Annotated in this window: 16 protein-coding genes and 1 tRNA gene; 10 read left to right on the forward strand and 7 right to left on the reverse strand. The window is 74.2% G+C overall.

Translation table 11 applies throughout. The annotated features are described in order from the left end of the window. Positions 1-70 precede the first annotated feature (70 nt). A complete protein-coding gene (locus ACI79Q_RS07340; protein WP_456614479.1) occupies positions 71-808 on the forward strand; it encodes a metallophosphoesterase family protein in 738 nt (245 codons plus the stop codon). Between the two features lie 126 nt (positions 809-934). Beyond that, the gene (locus tag ACI79Q_RS07345; protein ID WP_456599427.1) at positions 935-1,441 is read left to right on the forward strand and encodes a hypothetical protein; all 507 of its coding nucleotides are present in this window, start codon (positions 935-937) and stop codon (positions 1,439-1,441) included. 34 nt (positions 1,442-1,475) lie between these two features. On the opposite strand, the gene ACI79Q_RS07350 is transcribed toward ACI79Q_RS07345, so the two are convergent. Further along, positions 1,476-2,267 carry an SRPBCC family protein gene (locus ACI79Q_RS07350; protein WP_456599426.1) on the reverse strand — a complete coding sequence of 264 codons (792 nt, stop codon included), beginning with the start codon at positions 2,265-2,267 and terminating at the stop codon, positions 1,476-1,478. Between the two features lie 115 nt (positions 2,268-2,382). Here ACI79Q_RS07350 and ACI79Q_RS07355 point away from each other — a divergent pair, with 115 nt between their 5' ends. The 3 genes from ACI79Q_RS07355 to ACI79Q_RS07365 all read left to right on the forward strand — a co-directional run bounded on the left by ACI79Q_RS07355 (position 2,383) and on the right by ACI79Q_RS07365 (position 5,610). Beyond that, positions 2,383-2,799, forward strand: coding sequence for a hypothetical protein (locus ACI79Q_RS07355; protein WP_456587723.1), 417 nt, complete (start codon positions 2,383-2,385; stop codon positions 2,797-2,799). 64 nt (positions 2,800-2,863) lie between these two features. Next, entirely contained in the window at positions 2,864-3,877 is a 1,014-nt protein-coding gene (locus ACI79Q_RS07360; RefSeq protein ID WP_456612632.1) for an NADPH:quinone reductase, read from the forward strand. 44 nt (positions 3,878-3,921) lie between these two features. After that, positions 3,922-5,610 carry a DUF885 domain-containing protein gene (locus ACI79Q_RS07365; RefSeq protein ID WP_456587725.1) on the forward strand — a complete coding sequence of 563 codons (1,689 nt, stop codon included), beginning with the start codon at positions 3,922-3,924 and terminating at the stop codon, positions 5,608-5,610. 94 nt (positions 5,611-5,704) lie between these two features. Here ACI79Q_RS07365 and ACI79Q_RS07370 read toward each other — a convergent pair whose 3' ends face one another. From ACI79Q_RS07370 to ACI79Q_RS07380, 3 genes are all read right to left on the reverse strand, one after another. After that, positions 5,705-6,859 (reverse strand): acyl-CoA dehydrogenase family protein, encoded by a 1,155-nt coding sequence (locus tag ACI79Q_RS07370; protein ID WP_456587726.1) that lies wholly within the window; start codon positions 6,857-6,859, stop codon positions 5,705-5,707. Continuing rightward, a complete protein-coding gene (locus ACI79Q_RS07375) occupies positions 6,859-8,856 on the reverse strand; it encodes an ATP-binding protein (protein WP_456614480.1) in 1,998 nt (665 codons plus the stop codon). Before ACI79Q_RS07375 ends, ACI79Q_RS07370 begins: the two co-directional genes overlap by 1 nt. Positions 8,857-8,962: 106 nt before the next feature. Further along, positions 8,963-10,576 (reverse strand): carboxyl transferase domain-containing protein, encoded by a 1,614-nt coding sequence (locus ACI79Q_RS07380; protein WP_456614481.1) that lies wholly within the window; start codon positions 10,574-10,576, stop codon positions 8,963-8,965. Positions 10,577-10,665: 89 nt separating this feature from the next. On the opposite strand from ACI79Q_RS07380, the gene ACI79Q_RS07385 reads away from it, so the two are divergent. Continuing rightward, entirely contained in the window at positions 10,666-11,292 is a 627-nt protein-coding gene (locus tag ACI79Q_RS07385; RefSeq protein ID WP_456587729.1) for an SACE_7040 family transcriptional regulator, read from the forward strand. 22 nt (positions 11,293-11,314) lie between these two features. On the opposite strand, the gene ACI79Q_RS07390 is transcribed toward ACI79Q_RS07385, so the two are convergent. Continuing rightward, positions 11,315-13,186: a hypothetical protein gene (locus tag ACI79Q_RS07390; protein ID WP_456614482.1), complete on the reverse strand. Its 1,872-nt coding sequence runs from the start codon at positions 13,184-13,186 to the stop codon at positions 11,315-11,317. A gap of 84 nt (positions 13,187-13,270) precedes the next feature. After that, entirely contained in the window at positions 13,271-14,419 is a 1,149-nt protein-coding gene (locus ACI79Q_RS07395; protein ID WP_456587731.1) for a hypothetical protein, read from the reverse strand. A gap of 187 nt (positions 14,420-14,606) precedes the next feature. Here ACI79Q_RS07395 and orn point away from each other — a divergent pair, with 187 nt between their 5' ends. Further along, complete coding sequence (gene orn / locus ACI79Q_RS07400) at positions 14,607-15,254, forward strand: oligoribonuclease (protein ID WP_456587732.1); 648 nt, start codon at positions 14,607-14,609, stop codon at positions 15,252-15,254. An 87-nt stretch (positions 15,255-15,341) separates the two neighbouring features. Next, a tRNA-His gene (locus ACI79Q_RS07405) sits at positions 15,342-15,417 on the forward strand. Positions 15,418-15,556: 139 nt separating this feature from the next. Here ACI79Q_RS07405 and ACI79Q_RS07410 read toward each other — a convergent pair. Beyond that, a complete protein-coding gene (locus ACI79Q_RS07410; RefSeq protein ID WP_456614483.1) occupies positions 15,557-16,279 on the reverse strand; it encodes a Crp/Fnr family transcriptional regulator in 723 nt (240 codons plus the stop codon). Between the two features lie 393 nt (positions 16,280-16,672). On the opposite strand from ACI79Q_RS07410, the gene ACI79Q_RS07415 reads away from it, so the two are divergent. Next, the gene (locus tag ACI79Q_RS07415; RefSeq protein WP_456587562.1) at positions 16,673-17,473 is read left to right on the forward strand and encodes an ANTAR domain-containing protein; all 801 of its coding nucleotides are present in this window, start codon (positions 16,673-16,675) and stop codon (positions 17,471-17,473) included. 302 nt (positions 17,474-17,775) lie between these two features. Then, the gene (locus ACI79Q_RS07420; protein ID WP_456587561.1) at positions 17,776-19,122 is read left to right on the forward strand and encodes an MFS transporter; all 1,347 of its coding nucleotides are present in this window, start codon (positions 17,776-17,778) and stop codon (positions 19,120-19,122) included. The last annotated feature ends 86 nt before the right edge of the window (positions 19,123-19,208 follow it).

Here is a 19,208-nt window from a genome sequence, read left to right on the forward strand (position 1 = left end):
GTCCACCTCCCTAACCAGCGAGGACACCGGGAAACGATCTCCGCTGAACAAGATCGCTAGGGTCTCGCCCGTGCGCCTCGCCGCGGTCTCGGATATCCACGGCAACCTCCTTGCGCTGGAGGCGGTGCTCGCCGACCTCGCGCAGCGATCGGTGGACGTCGTGGTCAACCTCGGCGACCTGCTGTCGGGCGCCGTGCAGCCACGCGAGACCGCCGACCGGCTGGTGGAGCTCGGCCTGCCCACCGTCCGCGGGAACCACGAGCGCCAGCTGCTGACGTTCCCCCGTGCCCGCATGGGCGCCTCCGACCGGCTGGCGCACGACACCATCACCGACGACCACCGGCGGTGGATGGCCGGTCTGCCGCTCACCCTCGCTCCGGCGCCGGGTGTCCTGGCCTTCCACGGCTCCCCCACCGACGACCTGGTCTACCTGCTGGACACCGTGACCCCGGACGGGGCGTGCCCGGCCACGGTGGCCGAGGTCCTCGACCGGCTCGGCGGCTCCGCCACGACCCCGCTGCTGCTGTGCGGGCACACCCACCTGCAGCGGGTGGTGCGGCTGCCGACCGGTGCCGTCGTCGTCAACCCGGGCAGCGTCGGCTGGCCCGCCTACGCCGACGACCACCCCTACCCGCATGTCATGGAGTCCGGGACCCCGCACGCCCGGTACGCCATCGCCGACGACTCGGGCGGGCAGTGGTCGGCCGAGTTCCACGCCGTCGAGTACGACTGGGATCAGGCAGCGGCGCTCGCCGCGGCCAACGGCCGACCGGACGTCGCCAGGCAGCTGCGCACCGGCCGCGGCTGAGGGCCGGCGGACCCGGGGGGCGCCGGCGCCCGCAGCACCGAGCACCTCGACTTTGGTCTTCGGTCGGTGGCCCGATCGACCTATGGCCGATGCGCCGGCGGTCCCTGCGGCGGTTGGCTGTCCGGCGTGAGCAGCACCGACCGCCCCCGCGCCCGCTGGCGCCCCGTCCTGTCCTGGCTCGTCGGGTTCCTGACGCTCTACCAGGGCGTGGTGCCGCTGATCGTGCGGCCGCTGTTCGAGGCCGACCAGCGCTTCGCCGTCGCGCTCGCCCTGCCGTCGCCGTGGTGGTGGCTGGCCTGCGTGGGGATCATCGTCCTCGGGGTGGGTCTGCTGGCCCTGCTGCACCGGGGCGAGGAGCCCCCGCCGGCGGCCGCGCAGCCGGAGGAGCCTCGGGAGGAGACGGGCACCGAGGGCTACGACGCCCTGAGCGCTCTGGTGCTGCTCGCCGGCATCTACAACGGCCTCGCGCCGTTCGTCAGCCGCCTGCTCTTCGACGGCGAGCTGTTCCTCGCCTTCACCCTCCGCCTGCCGGCGCCGTGGTGGTGGATCGCCTCGCTCGCCGTCCTGGTGCTGACCGTCGTGCTGCTCGCGGCGATCGACCGGGCGAAGGAGCGGGCCACCGGCAGCCGGTAGCCGGTGGCCTCACCCCTCCCCGCATCGCCTGGGGTCAGCGCCTGGCACCACCGGTGGTCGGGTCGTCGTCCCGGCGTCCGGCGGCCGTGGCGCCCTGGGTGGTGTCCCCGACCTCGGATCCCTCGAGCCGCGCGTCGGCCGCCGGCACCTCCTCGACGACGGTCACCGGCGGCGAGGCAGGCACCTGGCGCGACTGCTCGGTCTCCGAATCGCTCGTCGAGGTCCTCGAACCGGCCACGGCCGCACCGGCAGCGGCGACCCCGGCCACCGCGGCTGCGCCGGCGGCGACGCCCTTCGCCGAGAGCCCGGCCTTGCCGCTGTCGCCGCGCGAGAGAGCCGCGTCCTCGACGCCGGGGGTGCCGGCGCGGACGCCGTGCTCGATCGACCCGCGCCACGCACCGCTCGCGTAGCCCTCGTCCTCGATGAGGGACTTGAACCGCTGCAGGTCCGACTTCACCTGGTGGCCCACGATGCCGAGCTTGTCGCCGGCCTGCTCCACCAGCCCCTCCGGCTCGTACTCCAGGCTCAGGTGGACGATCGTGGAGCCGGGACCGGCGGGTTCGAACCGGACGGCGCCGGCGTTGGTCGCGCCGTCCGTCGCCGCCCAGGCGATCTTCTGGTCGGGGACCTGCTCGAGGATCGCCGCATCCCACTCCCGCCGCACCCCGGCGATCTCGGCCACCCAGTGCAGCCGCCGGTCACCGCGCTGCTGGACCTCCTTGACGCCACTCATGAAGTGCGGGAAGTCCTCGAACTGCGTCCACTGGTCGTACGCCGTGCGTACTGGGACGTCGACCTGGATCGACTGCTCGACCTTGGTGCTCATCGTCGGTTGCTCCTCCGTCGTGGGACCTGCTCCGGCCCACCACCTACCCCGTCACGTGGTCGATGCACCTGTCGCCGCCCCCGGCGGACCCGGCGCCGACGGCTAGCCTCGGGCCATGGGCTACTTCGGCACGCTGGTGTACAGCGAGGGGCGCTGGCGCACGGGACGGCCGACCGCGGTGCCGTTCCTGATGGTCGACGTGCACGACAGCGACATCGCGACCGTCGACTACCGGGCGGCCGACGCGACCGGTGGCCGCTTCTTCCTCGGCTACGAGCCGCGCGTGTACTTCGACGAGCCGGATGCCTCCGCCCCCGTGGACGTCGACGCCGAGGCCGAGGGCTTCGCCCGGTGGGTGCGCGACGCCGTCGGCACCGAGGTCGAGCCGGCCGAGGTGCGTCGGCTGATGGCCTCCCCCGGCGGCGTGCCCCCGACAGACGAGGTGGTCGAGCAGACCGTCGAGCGGCTGCTGGCCGTCTCGGGCCTGCCGATCCCCGAGTGGCCCACCGACGACGACGCGCCGCCCGGCTGAGCCCGCGCACCACCTCCCGGCGCCGTGCCGAGTGAGCCGCCCCTCGTCGGGTAGGAGCCGCGGCGTGCGAGCGATCTCCTACAGCGAACCCGGTGGCCCCGACGTCCTCCAGTTGATCGACCGGCCGGTGCCCGACCCCGGCCCGGGCGAGGTGCGCGTCCGCGTCGCGTTCTCCGGCGTCAACCCCACCGACTGGAAGTCCCGCAGCGCGGCGCAGCCCGGCCCGGACGGCCAGGTGCCGAACCAGGACGGCTCGGGCACCGTCGACGCCGTCGGCCAGGGCGTGGACCCGGCCATGCTCGGCCAGCGGGTGTGGATCTGGGAGGCGGCGTGGCAGCGGCCGTGGGGCACCGCCGCCGAGTTCACCGTCGTCCCGGCCCGGCACGTCGTCCTGCTCGGCGCGGACCCGTCCTTCGAGCTGGGTGCGGCCCTGGGCATCCCCTTCCTCACCGCCCACCGCTGCCTGACCGTCGCCGAGTCGCTGCCCGACCGGCTGGGCCCCGGCTCGCTCACCGGGCACACCGTGCTGGTGCAGGGCGGCGCGGGCGCCGTCGGCAACGCGGCGATCCAGCTGGCCCGCTGGTCCGACGCCACCGTGATCGCCACGGTCAGCAGCCCCCGCAAGGCGCAGCTGGCCGCGGCCGCCGGCGCCGACCACGTCGTGAACTACAAGGACCAGGACGTCGTCGCCGAGGTGCGGAAGATCGCGCCGAAGGGCGTCGACGCGATCGTGGAGGTGTCGGCCGCGGTGAACGCGCCGGTCGACGCCCAGGTGATCGGGATGCACGGCGCGGTCGCCATGTACGCCGACGACGGAGGCGCGGAGGTGACCGTGCCGGTGCGCGCGCAGATGGGACCGAACGCCCGCTGGCAGTTCGTGCTCGTCTACACCGAACCCGAGCGGGCCAAGGTGCTCGGCATCGAGGATGTCTCCACCGCCGTCGCCGACGGCGCCATCCGGGTCGGGGACGACGCCGGGCTGCCGCTGCACCTCTTCCCGCTGGCCGAGACCGCAGGCGCCCACCAGGCGGTGCAGGACGGCGCCGTCGGCAAGGTGCTGATCGACGTCACGGCGTGAGCGGGTGGCGGGCGGCGGGCGGGCGCCCGGATAGCGTGACCCCGGTGACCGACTCCCCCGCGCGCCCGCCGTCCCCGCTGGACCAGCTCGCCGACGGCTTCGTCGAGAGCTACGCCGCGGCGCAGCCGGTGGTCGCCACCTACATCGGGGTGCCCGGCCACGACGACCGGTGGCCGGACCTGAGCACCGACGGGCACGCCGCCCACGCCGAGCTGCTGCGGCGCACGCGCGCGCAGGCCGACGCGCTGGAACCGGTCGACCGGCGCGACGAGATCGCCCGCAGCGCCATGCTGGAGCGGCTCGGCGCCGAACTGGACCGCTACGACGCCGGCTACGCGCAGGCCGACCTGAACACGGTGGACAGCCCTCTGCAGGGCTTCCGCGAGGTCTTCGACCTGATGCCCACCGCGACCGACGAGGACTGGTCCGCGGTCGCGGTGCGGCTCGCCGCGATGCCCAAGGCCCTGCTGGGGTACGCGCGGGGGCTGGACGACGCCGCCGACCGGGGCCGGGTCTCGGCCGCTCGCCAGGTCCGGCTGGCGGCGGAGCGGGCGCGGCAGTGGGCCGGGACGCCGGAGCGCCCCGGCTTCTTCACCCGGCTGGCGCGCGAGGCCCCGGCCGACCCCCGCAGCGCGCTGGGCCGCGACCTGGCCGACGGCGCCGAGCGGGCGTCGGGCGCCCTGCTCGGGTTCGCCGGGCACCTCGAGCGGGTGCTGCTGCCGCTGGCGCCGGACGCCGACGGCGTGGGCCGTGACCGGTACCTGGTCGAGTCCCGCTACCACACCGGCGCGCGGCTGGACCTCGACGAGACCTACGACTGGGGCTGGGCGGAGCTGGCCCGCATCGTCGCCGAGAAGGAGCGCCTCGCCGAGGAGATCGCCCCCGGGCAGGGGGTGGCCGGCGCGATGGCGGTGCTCGACGCCGACCCGGCGCGGATCCTCCGCGGTCGGGAGGCGCTCCAGGCCTGGCTGCAGGAGACCGCCGACCGCGCGGTGGCCGCGCTGGACGGGGTCCACTTCGACATCCCCGAGCCGGTGCGCCGCATCGAGGGCCGGCTCACCCCCACCGCCGGCGAGGGCGTGTACTACACCGCGCCCAGCGAGGACTTCAGCCGGCCGGGCCGGATGTGGTGGTCCCTGCCCGAGGGCGTCGAGGACATGACGACCTGGCGGGAGGCCACGACGGTCTACCACGAGGGCGTGCCCGGCCACCACCTGCAGATCGGGCAGACGGTCCACGACGCCCAGCGGCTCAACCGCTGGCAGCGACTGCTCTGCTCCTGCTCGGGGAACGCCGAGGGGTGGGCCCTCTACGCCGAGCGGCTGATGGGCGAGCTCGGGTTCCTCGAGGACCCGGGCGACCGGCTCGGGATGCTCGACGCCCAGGAGCTGCGGGCGGCGCGGGTCGTGCTGGACATCGGGCTGCACCTCGACCTGCCGATCCCCGCCGGGGCGGCCGCCGGCTCGCGGTGGGACTACGACGTCGCGCTGGCGTTCCTCCGCCGGCACGTCAGCATGGAGGACGCGATGCGGGTCGACGAGCTGCACCGCTACCTCGGGTGGCCCGGGCAGGCGCCGGTCTACAAGGTGGGCGAGCGGGTGTTCCTCACCTGCCGCGAGGAGGCCCGACGGCGAGCCGGGGACGCCTTCGACCTGGCGCAGTGGCACCGCGACGTGCTGGCGCTCGGCCAGCTCGGGCTCGACCCGCTGGCCGCCGAGCTCGCCCGCCGCTGAGTCCGGCGGGTCGACTCCCGCGGGTGTGCGCTCGTCGGGGCTACGGGCACCTCGATCACCCCGGGAAGCGCACACCCGCGCGTCCGGCGTCGGATCAGCCGACGCCGAGGTCTCGGGCGATCAGCATCCGCTGCACCTCGCTGGTGCCCTCGCCGATCTCCAGGATCTTCGCGTCGCGGTAGAACCGGCCCACCGGGAACTCGTTCATGAAGCCGTACCCGCCGTGCACCTGGGTCGCGTAGCGGGCGTTGTCCATCGCCACCTCGGAGCTGTACAGCTTCGCGATCGAGGCCTCGCGCTTGAACGGCTCGCCGCGCAGCATCTTCTCCGCCGCCCGGTAGTAGGCCAGCCGCGCGGTGGAGGCTCGCACCTCCATGTCGGCGATCATGAACTGGACCGCCTGGTTGCGGCCGATCGGCTGCCCGAACGCCTCCCGCTCCCCCGCGTACTTCACCGACTCGTCCACGCACCCCTGGGCCAGCCCGACCGAGAGCGCGGAGATCGCGATCCGGCCCTCGTCGAGGATGGAGAGGAACTGGGCGTAGCCGCGGCCGCGCTGCCCGACGAGGTTCTCCTCGGGCACCCGGCAGTCGTCGAAGGAGAGCTCCCGGGTGTCTGAGGCGTTCCAGCCGACCTTCGAGTACCGCTGCCCGACGGTGAACCCCGGCGTGCCCGAGGGCACGATGATCGCCGAGATCTCCTTCTTGCCGTCGGGCTTCGTGCCGGTCACCGCGGTCACCGTCACCAGCGACGTCAGGTCGGTGCCGGAGTTGGTGATGAAGGCCTTCGAGCCGTTGATCACCCAGTGCCCGTCCTCCAGGCGAGCCGTCGTGCGGGTGGCCCCGGCGTCCGAGCCGCCGCCGGGCTCGGTGAGGCCGAACGCACCCAGCGCCTCCCCGGTGCAGAGCCGGGGCAGCCACTCGCGCTTCTGCTCCTCGGTGCCGAACCGGTAGATCGGCATGGCGCCCAGCGAGACGCCCGCCTCCACGGTGATCGCCATGGAGCTGTCCACCCGGGCCAGCTCCTCCAGCGCCACGCAGAGGTCGAAGTAGGTGCCGCCCGCGCCGCCGTACTCCTCGGGGAACGGCAGGCCGAACAGCCCGAGCTCCCCCATCTGCCGCACGATGTCGGTCGGGAACTCGTCCCGCTCGTAGAACTCCCCGATCTGCGGGGCGATGACCTCGCGGGCGAACTCCCGCACGGTCGTCCGCAGGGCTTCGGTCTCGTCGCTGAGCCGGTAGTCCAACATCAGTTCTCCTGCTGCTCGGGCCCGGCCACCGGGGTCACCAGCGCCAGCCGCTCGTCCAGCGCGACCGTCTGGCCCGCCGTCACTCCGAGCTCGGCCACCGTCCCCGCGATGGGGGCGGTGAGCACGTGCTCCATCTTCATCGCCTCGACGACGAGCAGCGGGGTGCCCGCCTCCACCTCGTCGCCGACCGCGGCCCGCACCACCGTCACCGTGCCCGGCATGGGCGAGGTGACGACGCCGTCGCCCCCGGCCGACCCGGCCGACGACGACAGCCGCTCGTGCTCCCGCAGTGCCGTCACGTGCCCGTCGGCGGCCAGCCACACCGTCCCGCCGGAGTGCACGACGGCGTAGCCGGCGGTCTGGTCGCCCACGGTCACGGTCAGCCGATCCCCGTCCCGGATCGCCCGGGCCGGCACCACACCCCCCGCCACCTGGATCTCGGCGGCCGACGAACGGCCGCGCAGCCGCACCTCGACCGGCTCACCGCCGGCGGCCTGCAGACGGCGCACGGTCCACGCGGGCTCGCCCAGCCGCCAGCCGTCGGGTACGTCCCACCGGTCGACGACGGGGCCGGTCGGCTCGCTCTCGACGAGCAGCGCCAGGGCTGCCGCCGCGTAGGCGATGAACGGCACCGGGTCGGGGGTGGTCAGCGCGTCACCCCGCCGCTCGATCAGCCCGGTGTCGAGCGTCCCGGCGACGACGTCGTCATCGGTGAGCAGCGCCCGCAGGAAGGCGGCGTTGGTCGTCACCCCGAGGACGGCGGTGCGGCCGAGCGCGCCGACGAGCCGGGCCCGGGCGGTCTCCCGGTCCGGGCCCCAGGCGACGACCTTGGCCAGCATCGGGTCGTAGTCGGTGCCGACGACCGTGCCCACGGCCAGCGAGCTGTCCACCCGGATGCCGGCGCCGTCGGGCTCCACCAGCCCCAGCACCGTGCCGGCCTGCGGGAGGAAGCCGCGCGCCGGGTCCTCGGCGTAGAGCCGCCCCTCGATCGCGTGCCCGTCGAGGGAGACGTCGTCCTGGTCCACGGGCAACCGCTCGCCCGCCGCCACCCGCACCTGCAGCTCGACGAGGTCCAGGCCGGTGACGCACTCGGTGACGGGGTGCTCGACCTGCAGCCGGGTGTTCATCTCGAGGAAGAAGAAATCGCGCGGCCGGTCGGCGTCGACGATGAACTCGACCGTGCCGGCGCCGGTGTACCCGACGGCCTTCGCCGCCTCGACCGCCGCCCGGCCCATGGTGGCGCGCATGCCGGTGTCCAGCAGCGGCGACGGCGCCTCCTCGATCACCTTCTGGTGCCGGCGCTGGAGCGAGCACTCGCGCTCGCCGAGGTGGATGACGTTCCCGTGGGCGTCCCCCAGCACCTGCACCTCGATGTGCCGCGAGTTGCCGACGTAGCGCTCCACGAGCAGGGTGTCGTCGCCGAAGGAGCTCCTCGCCTCGCGGCGCGCCCCGGCGATCGCGTCGGACAGCTCGTCGGCGGAGCGGACGACCCGCATGCCCTTGCCGCCACCGCCCGCGCTCGGCTTGAGCAGCACCGGGAAGCCGACGGCGACGGCGGCGTCGGCGACCTCGGCGTCGGTCATCCCGGGCTCCGTGCGGCCCGGCACGACCGGGACCCCGGCGGCCATGACCGTCTGCTTGGCGCGGATCTTGTCGCCCATGGCCTCGATCGCGGCTACCGGCGGGCCGATGAAGACGATCCCCGCCTTCTCGCACGCGCGGGCGAACTCCACGTTCTCCGACAGGAAGCCGTAACCGGGGTGGATCGCCTGGGCGCCGGTGGCGGCCGCGGCCTGCAGCACCCGCTCGACCGACAGGTAGCTCTGCGCCGCAGGAGCCGGCCCGATGTGCACGGCGACGTCGGCCACGCGGGTGTGCAGCGCCCCGGCATCGGCGTCGCTGTAGACGGCGACCGACCGGATGCCCATCTCCCGCAGGGTGCGGATGACCCGGACGGCGATCTCGCCGCGGTTCGCGACCAGGACGGTGTCGAACATGCCTCGCCTCACTGCTCCCTCGCCGACGCTCTGACAGTGAGTGCGTGTGCACTCAGCGGACGAGCGCCGCCGAACCAGGGGAACTCGGTGCCGGGGTTCACGCCGGTCACATCCGGAAGACGCCGTAGCCGACGTCCTCGAGCGGCGCGTTGGCGCAGGCGGACAGGGCGAGGCCGAGCACGGTGCGGGTCTGGGCGGGGTCGATGACGCCGTCGTCCCAGAGCCGCGCCGTGGCGTAGTAGGGGTGGCCCTGGGACTCGTACTGGTCGCGGATCGGCGCCTTGAACGCCTCCTCCTCCTCGGCCGGCCACTCCTCCCCGCGGGCCTCGATGCCGTCCCGGCGGACCGTCGCCAGCACCGACGCCGCCTGCTCCCCGCCCATCACCGAGATGCGGGCGTTGGGCCAGGTGAACAGGAAGCGGGGCGAGTACGCCCGGCCGCACATCGAGTAGTTGCCGGCTCCGAACGAGCCGCCGATGACCACGGTCAGCTTCGGCACCCGGGCGCAGGCGACGGCGGTGACCATCTTGGCGCCGTGCTTGGCGATGCCGCCGGCCTCGTAGTCGCGGCCGACCATGAAGCCGGTGATGTTCTGCAGGAACAGCAGCGGGATCTTCCGGCGGTCGCACAGCTCGATGAAGTGCGCGCCCTTGAGTGCCGACTCGGCGAAGAGCACGCCGTTGTTGGCGACGATCCCGACGGGGTGCCCGTGCAGCCGGGCGAAGCCGGTGACCAGCGTCTGCCCGTAGAGCGGCTTGAACTCGGCGAACCGGCTGCCGTCGACCAGCCGGGCGATGACCTCGCGGACGTCGTAGGGGGTGCGCGGATCCGGCGGCACCACCTCGTAGATCGACTCCGGCGGGTGCTGCGGCTCCTCGACCGGCTCCAGGTCCCACGGCCGGGGCTCCCGCGGCCCGAGGGTGGACACGATCTGCCGGACGATCTGCAGGGCGTGCGCGTCGTCGTCGGCCAGGTGGTCGGTGACCCCGCTGACCCGGCTGTGCAGGTCTCCCCCGCCGAGCTCCTCGGCGGTGACCACCTCGCCGGTCGCGGCCTTCACCAGCGGCGGGCCGCCCAGGAAGATCGTGCCCTGCTCGCGGACGATCACCGCCTCGTCGCTCATCGCGGGCACGTACGCGCCCCCGGCGGTGCAGGAGCCCATCACCGCCGCGATCTGGGCGATGCCGGCCTTGGAGAGGTTCGCCTGGTTGTAGAAGATCCGGCCGAAGTGCTCGCGGTCGGGGAAGACCTCGTCCTGCATCGGGAGGAAGGCGCCGCCGGAGTCGACCAGGTAGATGCACGGCAGCCGGTTGTGCAGCGCCACCTCCTGGGCGCGCAGGTGCTTCTTCACCGTCATCGGGTAGTAGGTGCCGCCCTTGACGGTGGCGTCGTTGGCGACGACGACGCACTCGCGGCCGGAGACGCGGCCGATACCCGTGATGATCCCCGCCGCCGGCGCCTCGCCGCCGTAGAGGCCGTGCGCGGCCAGCGGCGACAGCTCGAGGAAGGGGCTACCCGGGTCGAGCAGCGCGTCGACCCGCTCGCGGGGCAGCAGCTTCCCGCGAGCGGTGTGCCGCTCGCGGGCCCGCTCGCCGCCGCCGAGAGCCACCGCGCGCAGCTGGCCGGCCAGATCGGCGACGAGCTCCGCGTGCGCCGCGGCGTTGCGGGCAGCGCCCGCCGGGTCGGCCGACAGGGCGTGGGAGAGCACCGGTGCGTCCACGGGGCAGAGGTTAACCATCGTTCACGGTGCGGTCCAGCCCACTCGTCGTGGGGTTAACCGGAGTTCACCGGCGGGCTAGCATCCGTCGCATGACGTCGGCCGGCACGGATCTGGGCGCGGGCGCCCCCGCGCAGGACGCCGCCATGCACGCCGATGCCGCCCGCCCGTCCCGGCGGGAGCAGATCCTGCAGGCGGCCGCCCGGCTGTTCGCCGAACGCGGGTCCCGCGCGGTGGGGGTGGACGACGTCGGCGCGGCCGTCGGGGTGACCGGGCCGGCGATCTACCGGCACTTCGCCAGCAAGGACGCGATGCTCGCCGAGATGCTGCTGCGCATCAGCGCGCGACTCGCCGACGGCGGCCGCGACCGGGTGGCGGCCGCGGGCAGCGACCCCGCCGCCCAGCTGCGTGCGCTCATCGACTTCCAGGTCGACTTCGCGCTGGACAACCCGGCGCTGATCGTCGTGCACGACCGGGACCTCGGCTCCCTGCCCGAAGCCGAGGCCGCGCAGGTGCGCCGGCTGCAGCGCCGGTACGTCGAGGTGTGGGTGGCCGTGCTGGCGCGGGTGCACCCGGGCGCCGAGGCGGCCGCCTGCCGGGCCCGCGCGCACGCCGTCTTCGGGCTGATCAACTCCACCCCGCACAGCGCCGGCCGGCTGACCCGCCCCGCGATGGCCGAACTCCTCAACGCGATGGCCTGGGCGGCGGCCACCACCTGAGGTGCGGGCGCCGGGAAGGACCTCAGCCCTCCGGGAGAGGTGGCACCGGCAGCGCGAGCCCGTCCGAGGCGACCTTGTCCACCGCCGCCGCACCACCCGGCCCCGGCGCACCGGCCCACGCGCTCTCGACCACGGTGACGGTCGACCCCGACACCGCGCTGGCGTACTCCGCCGACCGCAGCCCTGCCGGGCCGCCGTCGTAGGTGACCCCCTCGCGCAGCAGGTCGTTGACGTTGCCGCTGCCGTCGCGGTCGGTGAGAGCACGCAGCTCCCGGGCCGCGGCGGGGTCGGACATGGCGACCCGCGACACCGAGACCACCACCGGGGCGCCGCCGACCTCGGCCGAGTAGAGCGCCCGGGAGAGCCCGGTGCAGTCGGTCGCGGCGAAGAGGCCGGCCACCTCCCCGTAGGCGTGCCCGGCGCAGGTGTCGTCCACCTGCACGGCCTCCACCGTGTAGGCGGTGCCGTTCACCTCCCGCACCTCGCCGATCGTGGGACCCGCCGCGACGGCGTCGGACGGCGACCCGTCGTCGCCCGCGGCGCCCTCGCCCCCGGAGCCGTCGCCGCCGAGCAGCAGGGCGGCGATCGCGCAGACGGCCACCAGGGCCACCACCGCCGCGATCAGCGCAGCGGCCCGCCGGCGGTCGCCCGGCGCCCGCGCCTCGCCCCGACCGGATGCGGTGGCACCCCACGCCGGGGACAGCGGCGGGCGCCCGGGCGGCTCCGCGGCCCGGGGCACTGGCGGCTCCGCGGCCCGGGGCGCGGCCGGGAGCACCGCCGTGCGGGGCCCGGGCGGGGTGGCCGCGTCGTCGTCCTCGGGCACGGTGCGTCCCGCGACGTCGTCCTCGCGCTCGGTGCGTCCCGCGTCGCCGTCCGCGGCGCCGACGAGCCCGGCGGCACGCGGCGGTGCCGGCGCGCCCCCCACCTCGACGGTGTCCCGCTGCACGGCGACGCCCGGCGCGGAGCCCGTGGGCGCCGCCGCCGCCACTGCGGCGGCGTGCGCGGAGGCCACCGAAGCGGCGACCGCGCGGGCCACGGCGGTGGCGCTCAGCGGATCGCCGTCGTACGCCGCGCCGGCGGCGCCGTCGCGCGGCTCCCTGTCGGGCGTGCCCGGCGGGGTGATCGCCGGGGAGGCGGCCATCGCGGCCGGGGTCAGCAGCTCGGGGCGGCGGAGGACGTACGGCGAGTACGGGAAGGCCTCGCCGTTGAGCTCCTCGACCGTGGGCCCCCGGCCGGGCAGCTCCAGCGCCGCGAGGGCCGCCCGCACGTCGGCGGTGGTCCACAGCCGGGGGTTGTCGACCCCGGCGTGCCGTGCGGCGCGGGCGAACGCGAGCAGGAGGGAGCGGGGGTCCAGCGTGGCCACCAGGTCGCCCTCGCCCAGGTCGCCGTCGGCCGGGACCAGCCCGGTGATCTCGCCGACCAGGACGGTGAGACGCGCGATCCGCCCGGGCTGCAGGCCGGCGCGCCGCAGCTTCACCGCGGTGTCCATGCCCGCTCGCATGAGCCCGTCGAGCGGCGTCGAGCCGCCCCCGGCCTGGTGCAGCACCTGCTCGGGCCCGTCCCCCGGGGCGGCGATCGTCCACGGGCCTTCGGGCTTCGCCGTCACCACACCGGACTGCCGGGGGACCTCGACCACGCGGATGACGGCGAGACCCTCGGGCACCAGCAGCACCGCGTCGGACTGCCGGCGGCCCAGCGGCTCGTCCACCAGCGGGAGGGAGGCCACCACGGCCGCCCGCACGGAACCACCGGTGCCCCACCGCTCGAGCTCCCCGAAGAACGCGCGCTCGCCCGCCGTCTCCAGCGGCGCCGGGGTCAGGACCAGCACGTCGTCCTCCGGGCGGTCGGGTTCTGCGGTCAGGAGATCCGTCGGCTGGGTCCCGGCGCGGGGCACCGACGGCGACCCCGCGGGGCAGCCGCCACCGACGCTACGTCATCGCCGCGCCCTCTCCGTCGCGCTCGGCGTGGCCCGGCGGGTTCAGGCGGGGACGGGTTCGGCGGCCGCCGGCTCGTCCGGGACGCGCCACCGCGCCAGCCAGGTGCTGGCGGCCAGCACGTCGACCGCCGCCCACAACGCGCCGAACGCGACGGCCACCGGCAGCGCCGACCACCAGTTCCAGGGCGGGAGCAGGCCCAGCGACTCCAGCGGGAAGGCGACGGCGTAGACCGCCGCGGCGACCGCCGGACCCGCCACCCAGCCGGGGACCCGGCGATCGGCGGCGACGTCGACGAGCAGCGCGCCCACGACGAGCACCACCGGGAGCACCGACGGCGGGAAGCCCGTCGCCACCAGCCCGAGCCACATGACGCCGCGGTAGCCGAGGTAGACGACGGCGATCACCGTCGCCGTCCAGCGCAGCGCGACGACCCGGCGGGCCACCACGAGCGCCAGCAGGCCGGCGCAGATCAGCCACGCCGGGTGCACCCACGACGGCACCGGGAGCATGAACATGGCCGGCGACTGGCCCTGCGAGGCGGCGAAGTCCAGCAGCTGCGGCTCGGCCGTCGTCCGGCCGGCGTCGTAGGCCTCCAGCGACAGCACCCCGTACTCCTGGTGCTGGTTGGGGAAGACCACGTTCTCGACGAAGAACAGCCACAGGCCCAGCGAGACGAGGTCGCGGGTGCGCCCCGGCGCCGCGTACAGCCACCACCCGCGCAGCGCGCCGGCCAGCATGATCGCCGTCCCCAGGTACAGGAGCGCGTGGCTGGGGCTCCAGCTGGTGATGTCCAGCCCGTTGATCCGGTGGTTGACGATGTCGACCGGGACCGCGACGAGGAACGTGGCGGTGCCCACCTGCATCAGCCGCAGCGCACGCCGGTCCACGCCGTACCCGCTGTAGCTGTGGAACAGCACCAGCACGACGACGACGACGGTGCCCACCGTGTTGAGCAGGTGCGGCGGAGCCAGGTCGTCACGCAGCCACATGAAGTGCCAGGAGACGTCCCAGGACGACCCCAGCATCTTCAGCAGGAAGGCCGCCAGCCACGCGGTGTAGACCCAGCGCAGCTCGGTCTGGGTGGTGGGCCGCCCGGGCCGACCGGGGGTCACGTACGCCGTCCACAACCACCGGAGCAGGGCGATCGGGTGGGCCAGGCCGGCGCGGAACGTGCCCGGCGCCTGTGGCACGGGCGTGGCGACGGGAGCGGGTGCAGAGGACACGGGGATCTTTCTGACGGCGGGCGTTCGGGCGACCCTAACGGTGATCAGCGCCGTTTCCGAGCCTTCCGATCGCGCGTCCGCGGCGGCTGGGATGCGCGTGGACACGAGGGGTGATCGGGGCGGCCGGGGCGCGCGGTGCGTACTGTCGGACGACGTGGCGGAGAACGGCGGGCACCTGGTCTGGATCGACTGCGAGATGACCGGGCTGGACCTCACCAAGGACAAGCTGATCGAGGTCGCGGTGCTGATCACCGACTCCGAGCTGAACGTCCTCGACCCGGGCCTGGACCTCATCATCGCCGCCGACGACGCCGACCTCGACGGCATGACCGACTTCGTGGCCGAGATGCACGCGAAGTCGGGGCTGACCGACGCCGTCCGCGCCGCCACGCTCACCCTGGCCGAGGCCGAGCAGCAGATCCTGGCCTACGTGAAGCGGTTCGTCCCCGACCGGCGCACCGCCCCGCTGTGCGGCAACTCGATCGGGACCGACCGTGGTTTCCTCGCCCGGGACATGCCCGAGCTCGACGACCACCTGCACTACCGGATGGTCGACGTCTCCTCGGTGAAGGAGCTGGCCCGCCGCTGGTTCCCCCGCGTCTACTTCGCGCAGCCGCCCAAAGGGCTGGCCCACCGGGCACTGGCCGACATCATCGAGTCGGTACGGGAGCTGGCGTACTACCGGCGGACGCTGTTCGTGGCCGCACCCGGGCCCAGCGGCGAGCAAGCCAAGCAGGCCGCCGACGAGGTCATCGGCTCGTTCGCCGAGCTGCTGTCGGCGGGAGACGCCGGCGCCGCCTGACGACGGCGACTCCCCCGGCGGGCCGCCGCGGGGGCTCCGGTATCGTTGGCGCGTTCCCCCGGGCCGTCGCGCCCGGACGGATGCACGGTGGGTGTAGCTCAGCTGGTAGAGCACCAGGTTGTGATCCTGGGTGTCGCGGGTTCGAGCCCCGTCACTCACCCCAGCGGTGGAGGCCCTGGTCAGGCGACTGACCGGGGCCTCCGCCCGTTCCGGCTCGTGCGGGCCACCCCTCCGGTACCGGCGCGACAGGGGGTCTTCCTGCGTGCGTGGCGCGGCGCCAGGGCCCGCTGGAGCCTTCCGCCTCACCGCCCCGCCAGCGCCACGTCGGTGGCGCGGCGGATGGCCCCGTAGCAGTCGCAGGCGTGGGCACGCAGCCGCGGCCGGTCGACGATGGTGATCGCGCCGCGGGTGTAGGTGATGCAGCCGTCCTCGGCCAGTGACCGCGCCGCCTCGCTGACCGAGGTCCGCCGCACCGCGAGCATCTGGGCGAGGAAGTGCTGGGTGAGTTCGAAGGTGGGTCGGTCCATCCGGTCGGCGGTCATCAGCAGCCACCGGGCGGCCCGCTGGCGCACTGTGTGCACCCGGTTGCAGGCGGCGTTGCGGGCGAGCTGGGTGAACATCGCCTGCGTGACGCGGCGGAGTCGGGCCGCCAGCGGGCCGTCGACGTCGGCGGTGTGCCGGTGGAGGTCCTCGGCGCTCATGGTCAGCGCATCCCCGGCCACCTGCACCAGGGCGCGCTCGGTCGGGGCGCCGCCGTCGGCGCCGAGGAACGCCGACAGGCCGACCATGCCCTCCTGGCCGATGGTGGCGGTCTCCACCAGCTCGTCGTCGCCGACGTCCGCGACGACGGAGACGACACCCACGAGCGGGAAGTAGACGGCGGTGACCGGCTCGCCGGGCTGGTGCAGCACCTGCCCCAGCGTCAGCGGGGTCCGGTGCAGATCGGGCAGCAGGGGGGCGAGCGCCTGTTCGTCCATGCCGCCCAGGACCGCGTTGCGGCGTGCGGCGGCGGGGTCGATGGCCACGAGCGGGCTCCTCCGTGCGGTGCTGCCTGGGCCGGACCTTCGACGGGATGAGGTGATCCCACGTCCAGGTCTGCGTACTCAGGCGGAGGCTGCTCCTACGTGCGGGGCGTCCTCATCCTGGCACACGAGAGCCCGTCAGCGGATCGGCGCCGATCGGCTGCTCCTCCGCGGCAATGTCCGATAGCGTGCATTCAGCCACCGGACCTGCCCGGCCACCGACGAGTGCGCCCAGTGGTGACAGCTGGATCGCTCGAGACCCACCGCGGCTCCGGGCGGCCGTCGGGTGGGCCCGGGCGACCACCGTCGGAGCCCACCGGGCTGACAGCGGCTCCGGTGTGCCGTCGGCCGTTCGTGCAACTCGTCCGCGGCGACCAGAGCAGGGGGACGACGCCGGTGACCGATCCCGTGGCCAGGCCCATCCCGCCGGGGCCCCGGAAGGCGGTGGACGAGCTCGCTCGGCTGGTGCTGGCGGAGGAGGACCGCCAGTCGGTGCTGGAGCGCGCCGTCGGACTGGTGACGAGCCTGATGCCGGCCGGTGCGCAGGCCTCGATCACGGTGGTGCGCAACCGGCGGCCCACGACCGCGGCCTTCACCGGGGAGCTGGCGCTGCGGCTGGACGAGACGCAGTACGGGCAGGGGTACGGCCCCTGCATGGACGCCGCCCTGAGCGGCCAGTTCATCGAGATCACCGACGGCCGCACCGAGGACCGGTGGCCGGACTACGTGGCGACCTTCCTCCGCCACGGCGCCCTGAGCTCCCTCTCGGTACCGGCGCCCGCCACGCAGCTGGCCGCGTGCGTGAACGTGTACTCCCCGGCCGCCGGCGCCTTCACCGGAGAGCACCGGCAGGCCCTGGCTGAGTTCGCTGCCTACGCCGGCGTGGTGCTGACCAACATCGAGGCCCTGCAGGACGCCCGCGACCAGGCGGAGAACATGCGGGCGGCGCTGGAGTCCCGGGCGGCCATCGAGCAGGCCAAGGGCATCTTGATGGAGCGGCACAAGCTCACCCCGGACCAGGCCTTCCGACTGCTGGCCGACGCCTCGATGCACACCAACCGCAAGGTCCGCGACCTGGCCGAGCAGCTCGTGCTCACCGGCGAGCTCACCCCTGATCCCACCCCAGCCGGCCGGCACGTCGCCCACCGCCTGCCGCACGCAGCCCCGACATCCACCGCCGGACGGGAACACCGATGACCGATCCCACCGCACCGGGGAACGTCACCGCTGGCGGCATGGCGAGGACCGTGCCGAGCAGGTGCCCGGCCGTGGCCACCCACGACCGCCGGCGACTCGGCCGGTGGTCGCCTGGCCGCCGCGCAACCTCCCCCACCTGACCGAACGGTCGAGAACGAGGACGACCCCATTGTGGCCCAGAGCACATTGAGCTACCGTCCCGCACCGGACTGACCGTCCGGTCAGTAAATGCACACCCACCGAGCGACGGCGGAGCTGCCATGCCCCTCTCCACAGATGCCCCCTCTCGCGAGCGCCACCGGATGACCACCGAGGAGCGCAAGGTCCTCGCGGGCACCCTCGCCGGCACCACGATCGAGTGGTACGACTTCTTCATCTACGCCCAGGCGGCGAGCCTGGTGCTGGCCCCGCTCTTCCTCTCCCCGCTCAGCGAGGACTCCCCCGGGCTGGCCACCGTGCTGTCGCTGGCCACCATCGGCATCAGCTTCCTGTTCCGCCCGCTCGGGGCCATCGTGGCCGGGCGCTTCGGCGACCGGCTCGGCCGCAAGCGGATGCTGGTCTTCACCCTGCTGCTGATGGGGACGGCCACCGCACTCATCGGGCTGCTGCCGACGTACGAGCAGATCGGGTTCGCCGCGCCGGCCATCCTGATCCTGCTGCGAATCCTGCAGGGCTTCTCCGCAGGCGGCGAGTGGGGCGGCGCGGCGCTCATGTCGGTGGAGCACGCCCCGGTGGCGCGGCGCGGCCTGTTCGGCGCCTACCCGCAGGTAGGCGTGCCGGTCGGCATGATCCTCGCGACGGGCGTGCTGTGGCTGCTGTCGACGCTGACCACGCCCGAGCAGTTCCAGTCCTGGGGCTGGCGCATCCCCTTCCTGCTGTCGGTCGTGCTGATCGTCATCGGCTACCTGATCCGCCGCGCCGTGGAGGAGAGCCCGGTCTTCAAGGAGATGCAGCTGCGGAAGAAGGAGTCGTCCGCCCCGCTGCGCGACCTCTTCCGCCGCAACACCCGGCAGGTGGTGCTCAGCGCACTGATCTTCATCGCCAACAACGCCGCCGGTTACCTGCTCATCGCCTTCTTCATCGCCTACGCCAGCACCACCTTGGACATGCCGCGCGAATCCGTCCTGCTGGCCACCACCCTGGCGTCCTTCGGCTGGCTCGCCTTCACGATGTACGGCGGCATCCTGTCCGACCGGATCGGCCGGGTGCGCACGTTCCAGATCGGCTACGCCCTGGTCTTCCTCTGGATGATCCCGATGTTCCTGCTCATCGACACGGGGAACATCTGGCTCTACGGCGTCGCGCTGTTCCTGCTGACCATCGGGCTCGGGCTGTCGTACGGGCCGATGTCGGCGATGTACGCCGAGATGTTCCCGGTCGCGGTCCGCTACTCCGGTGTCTCGATCGGCTACGCCCTGGGAGCGATCCTCGGAGGCGCCTTCGCCCCGATGATCGCCGAGCTGCTCCTGCAGTCGACCGGGTGGTCGGGCTCGGTCGGCATCTACATCATGGTGCTCTGCGTCATCTCCTTCACCGCGGTGACGGTCGCCGGGGAGACGAAGGGCGCGAGCCTGCGGGTGGCCGAGGCCCACGAGGAGTACCTGCGCGCGCACCCCGAGGAGGCCGAGGCCCTCGGCTTCCGGCCCTGACCGGCGAGCGGGGGCACCTCCGGGCCTGACGGAGCGGGACCGGCGGCGCCGGGTGGGGGGGGGGGGGGCCGCGCGGGGGCGCCCCC

The organism is Blastococcus sp. SYSU DS0828 (assembly GCF_054050975.1).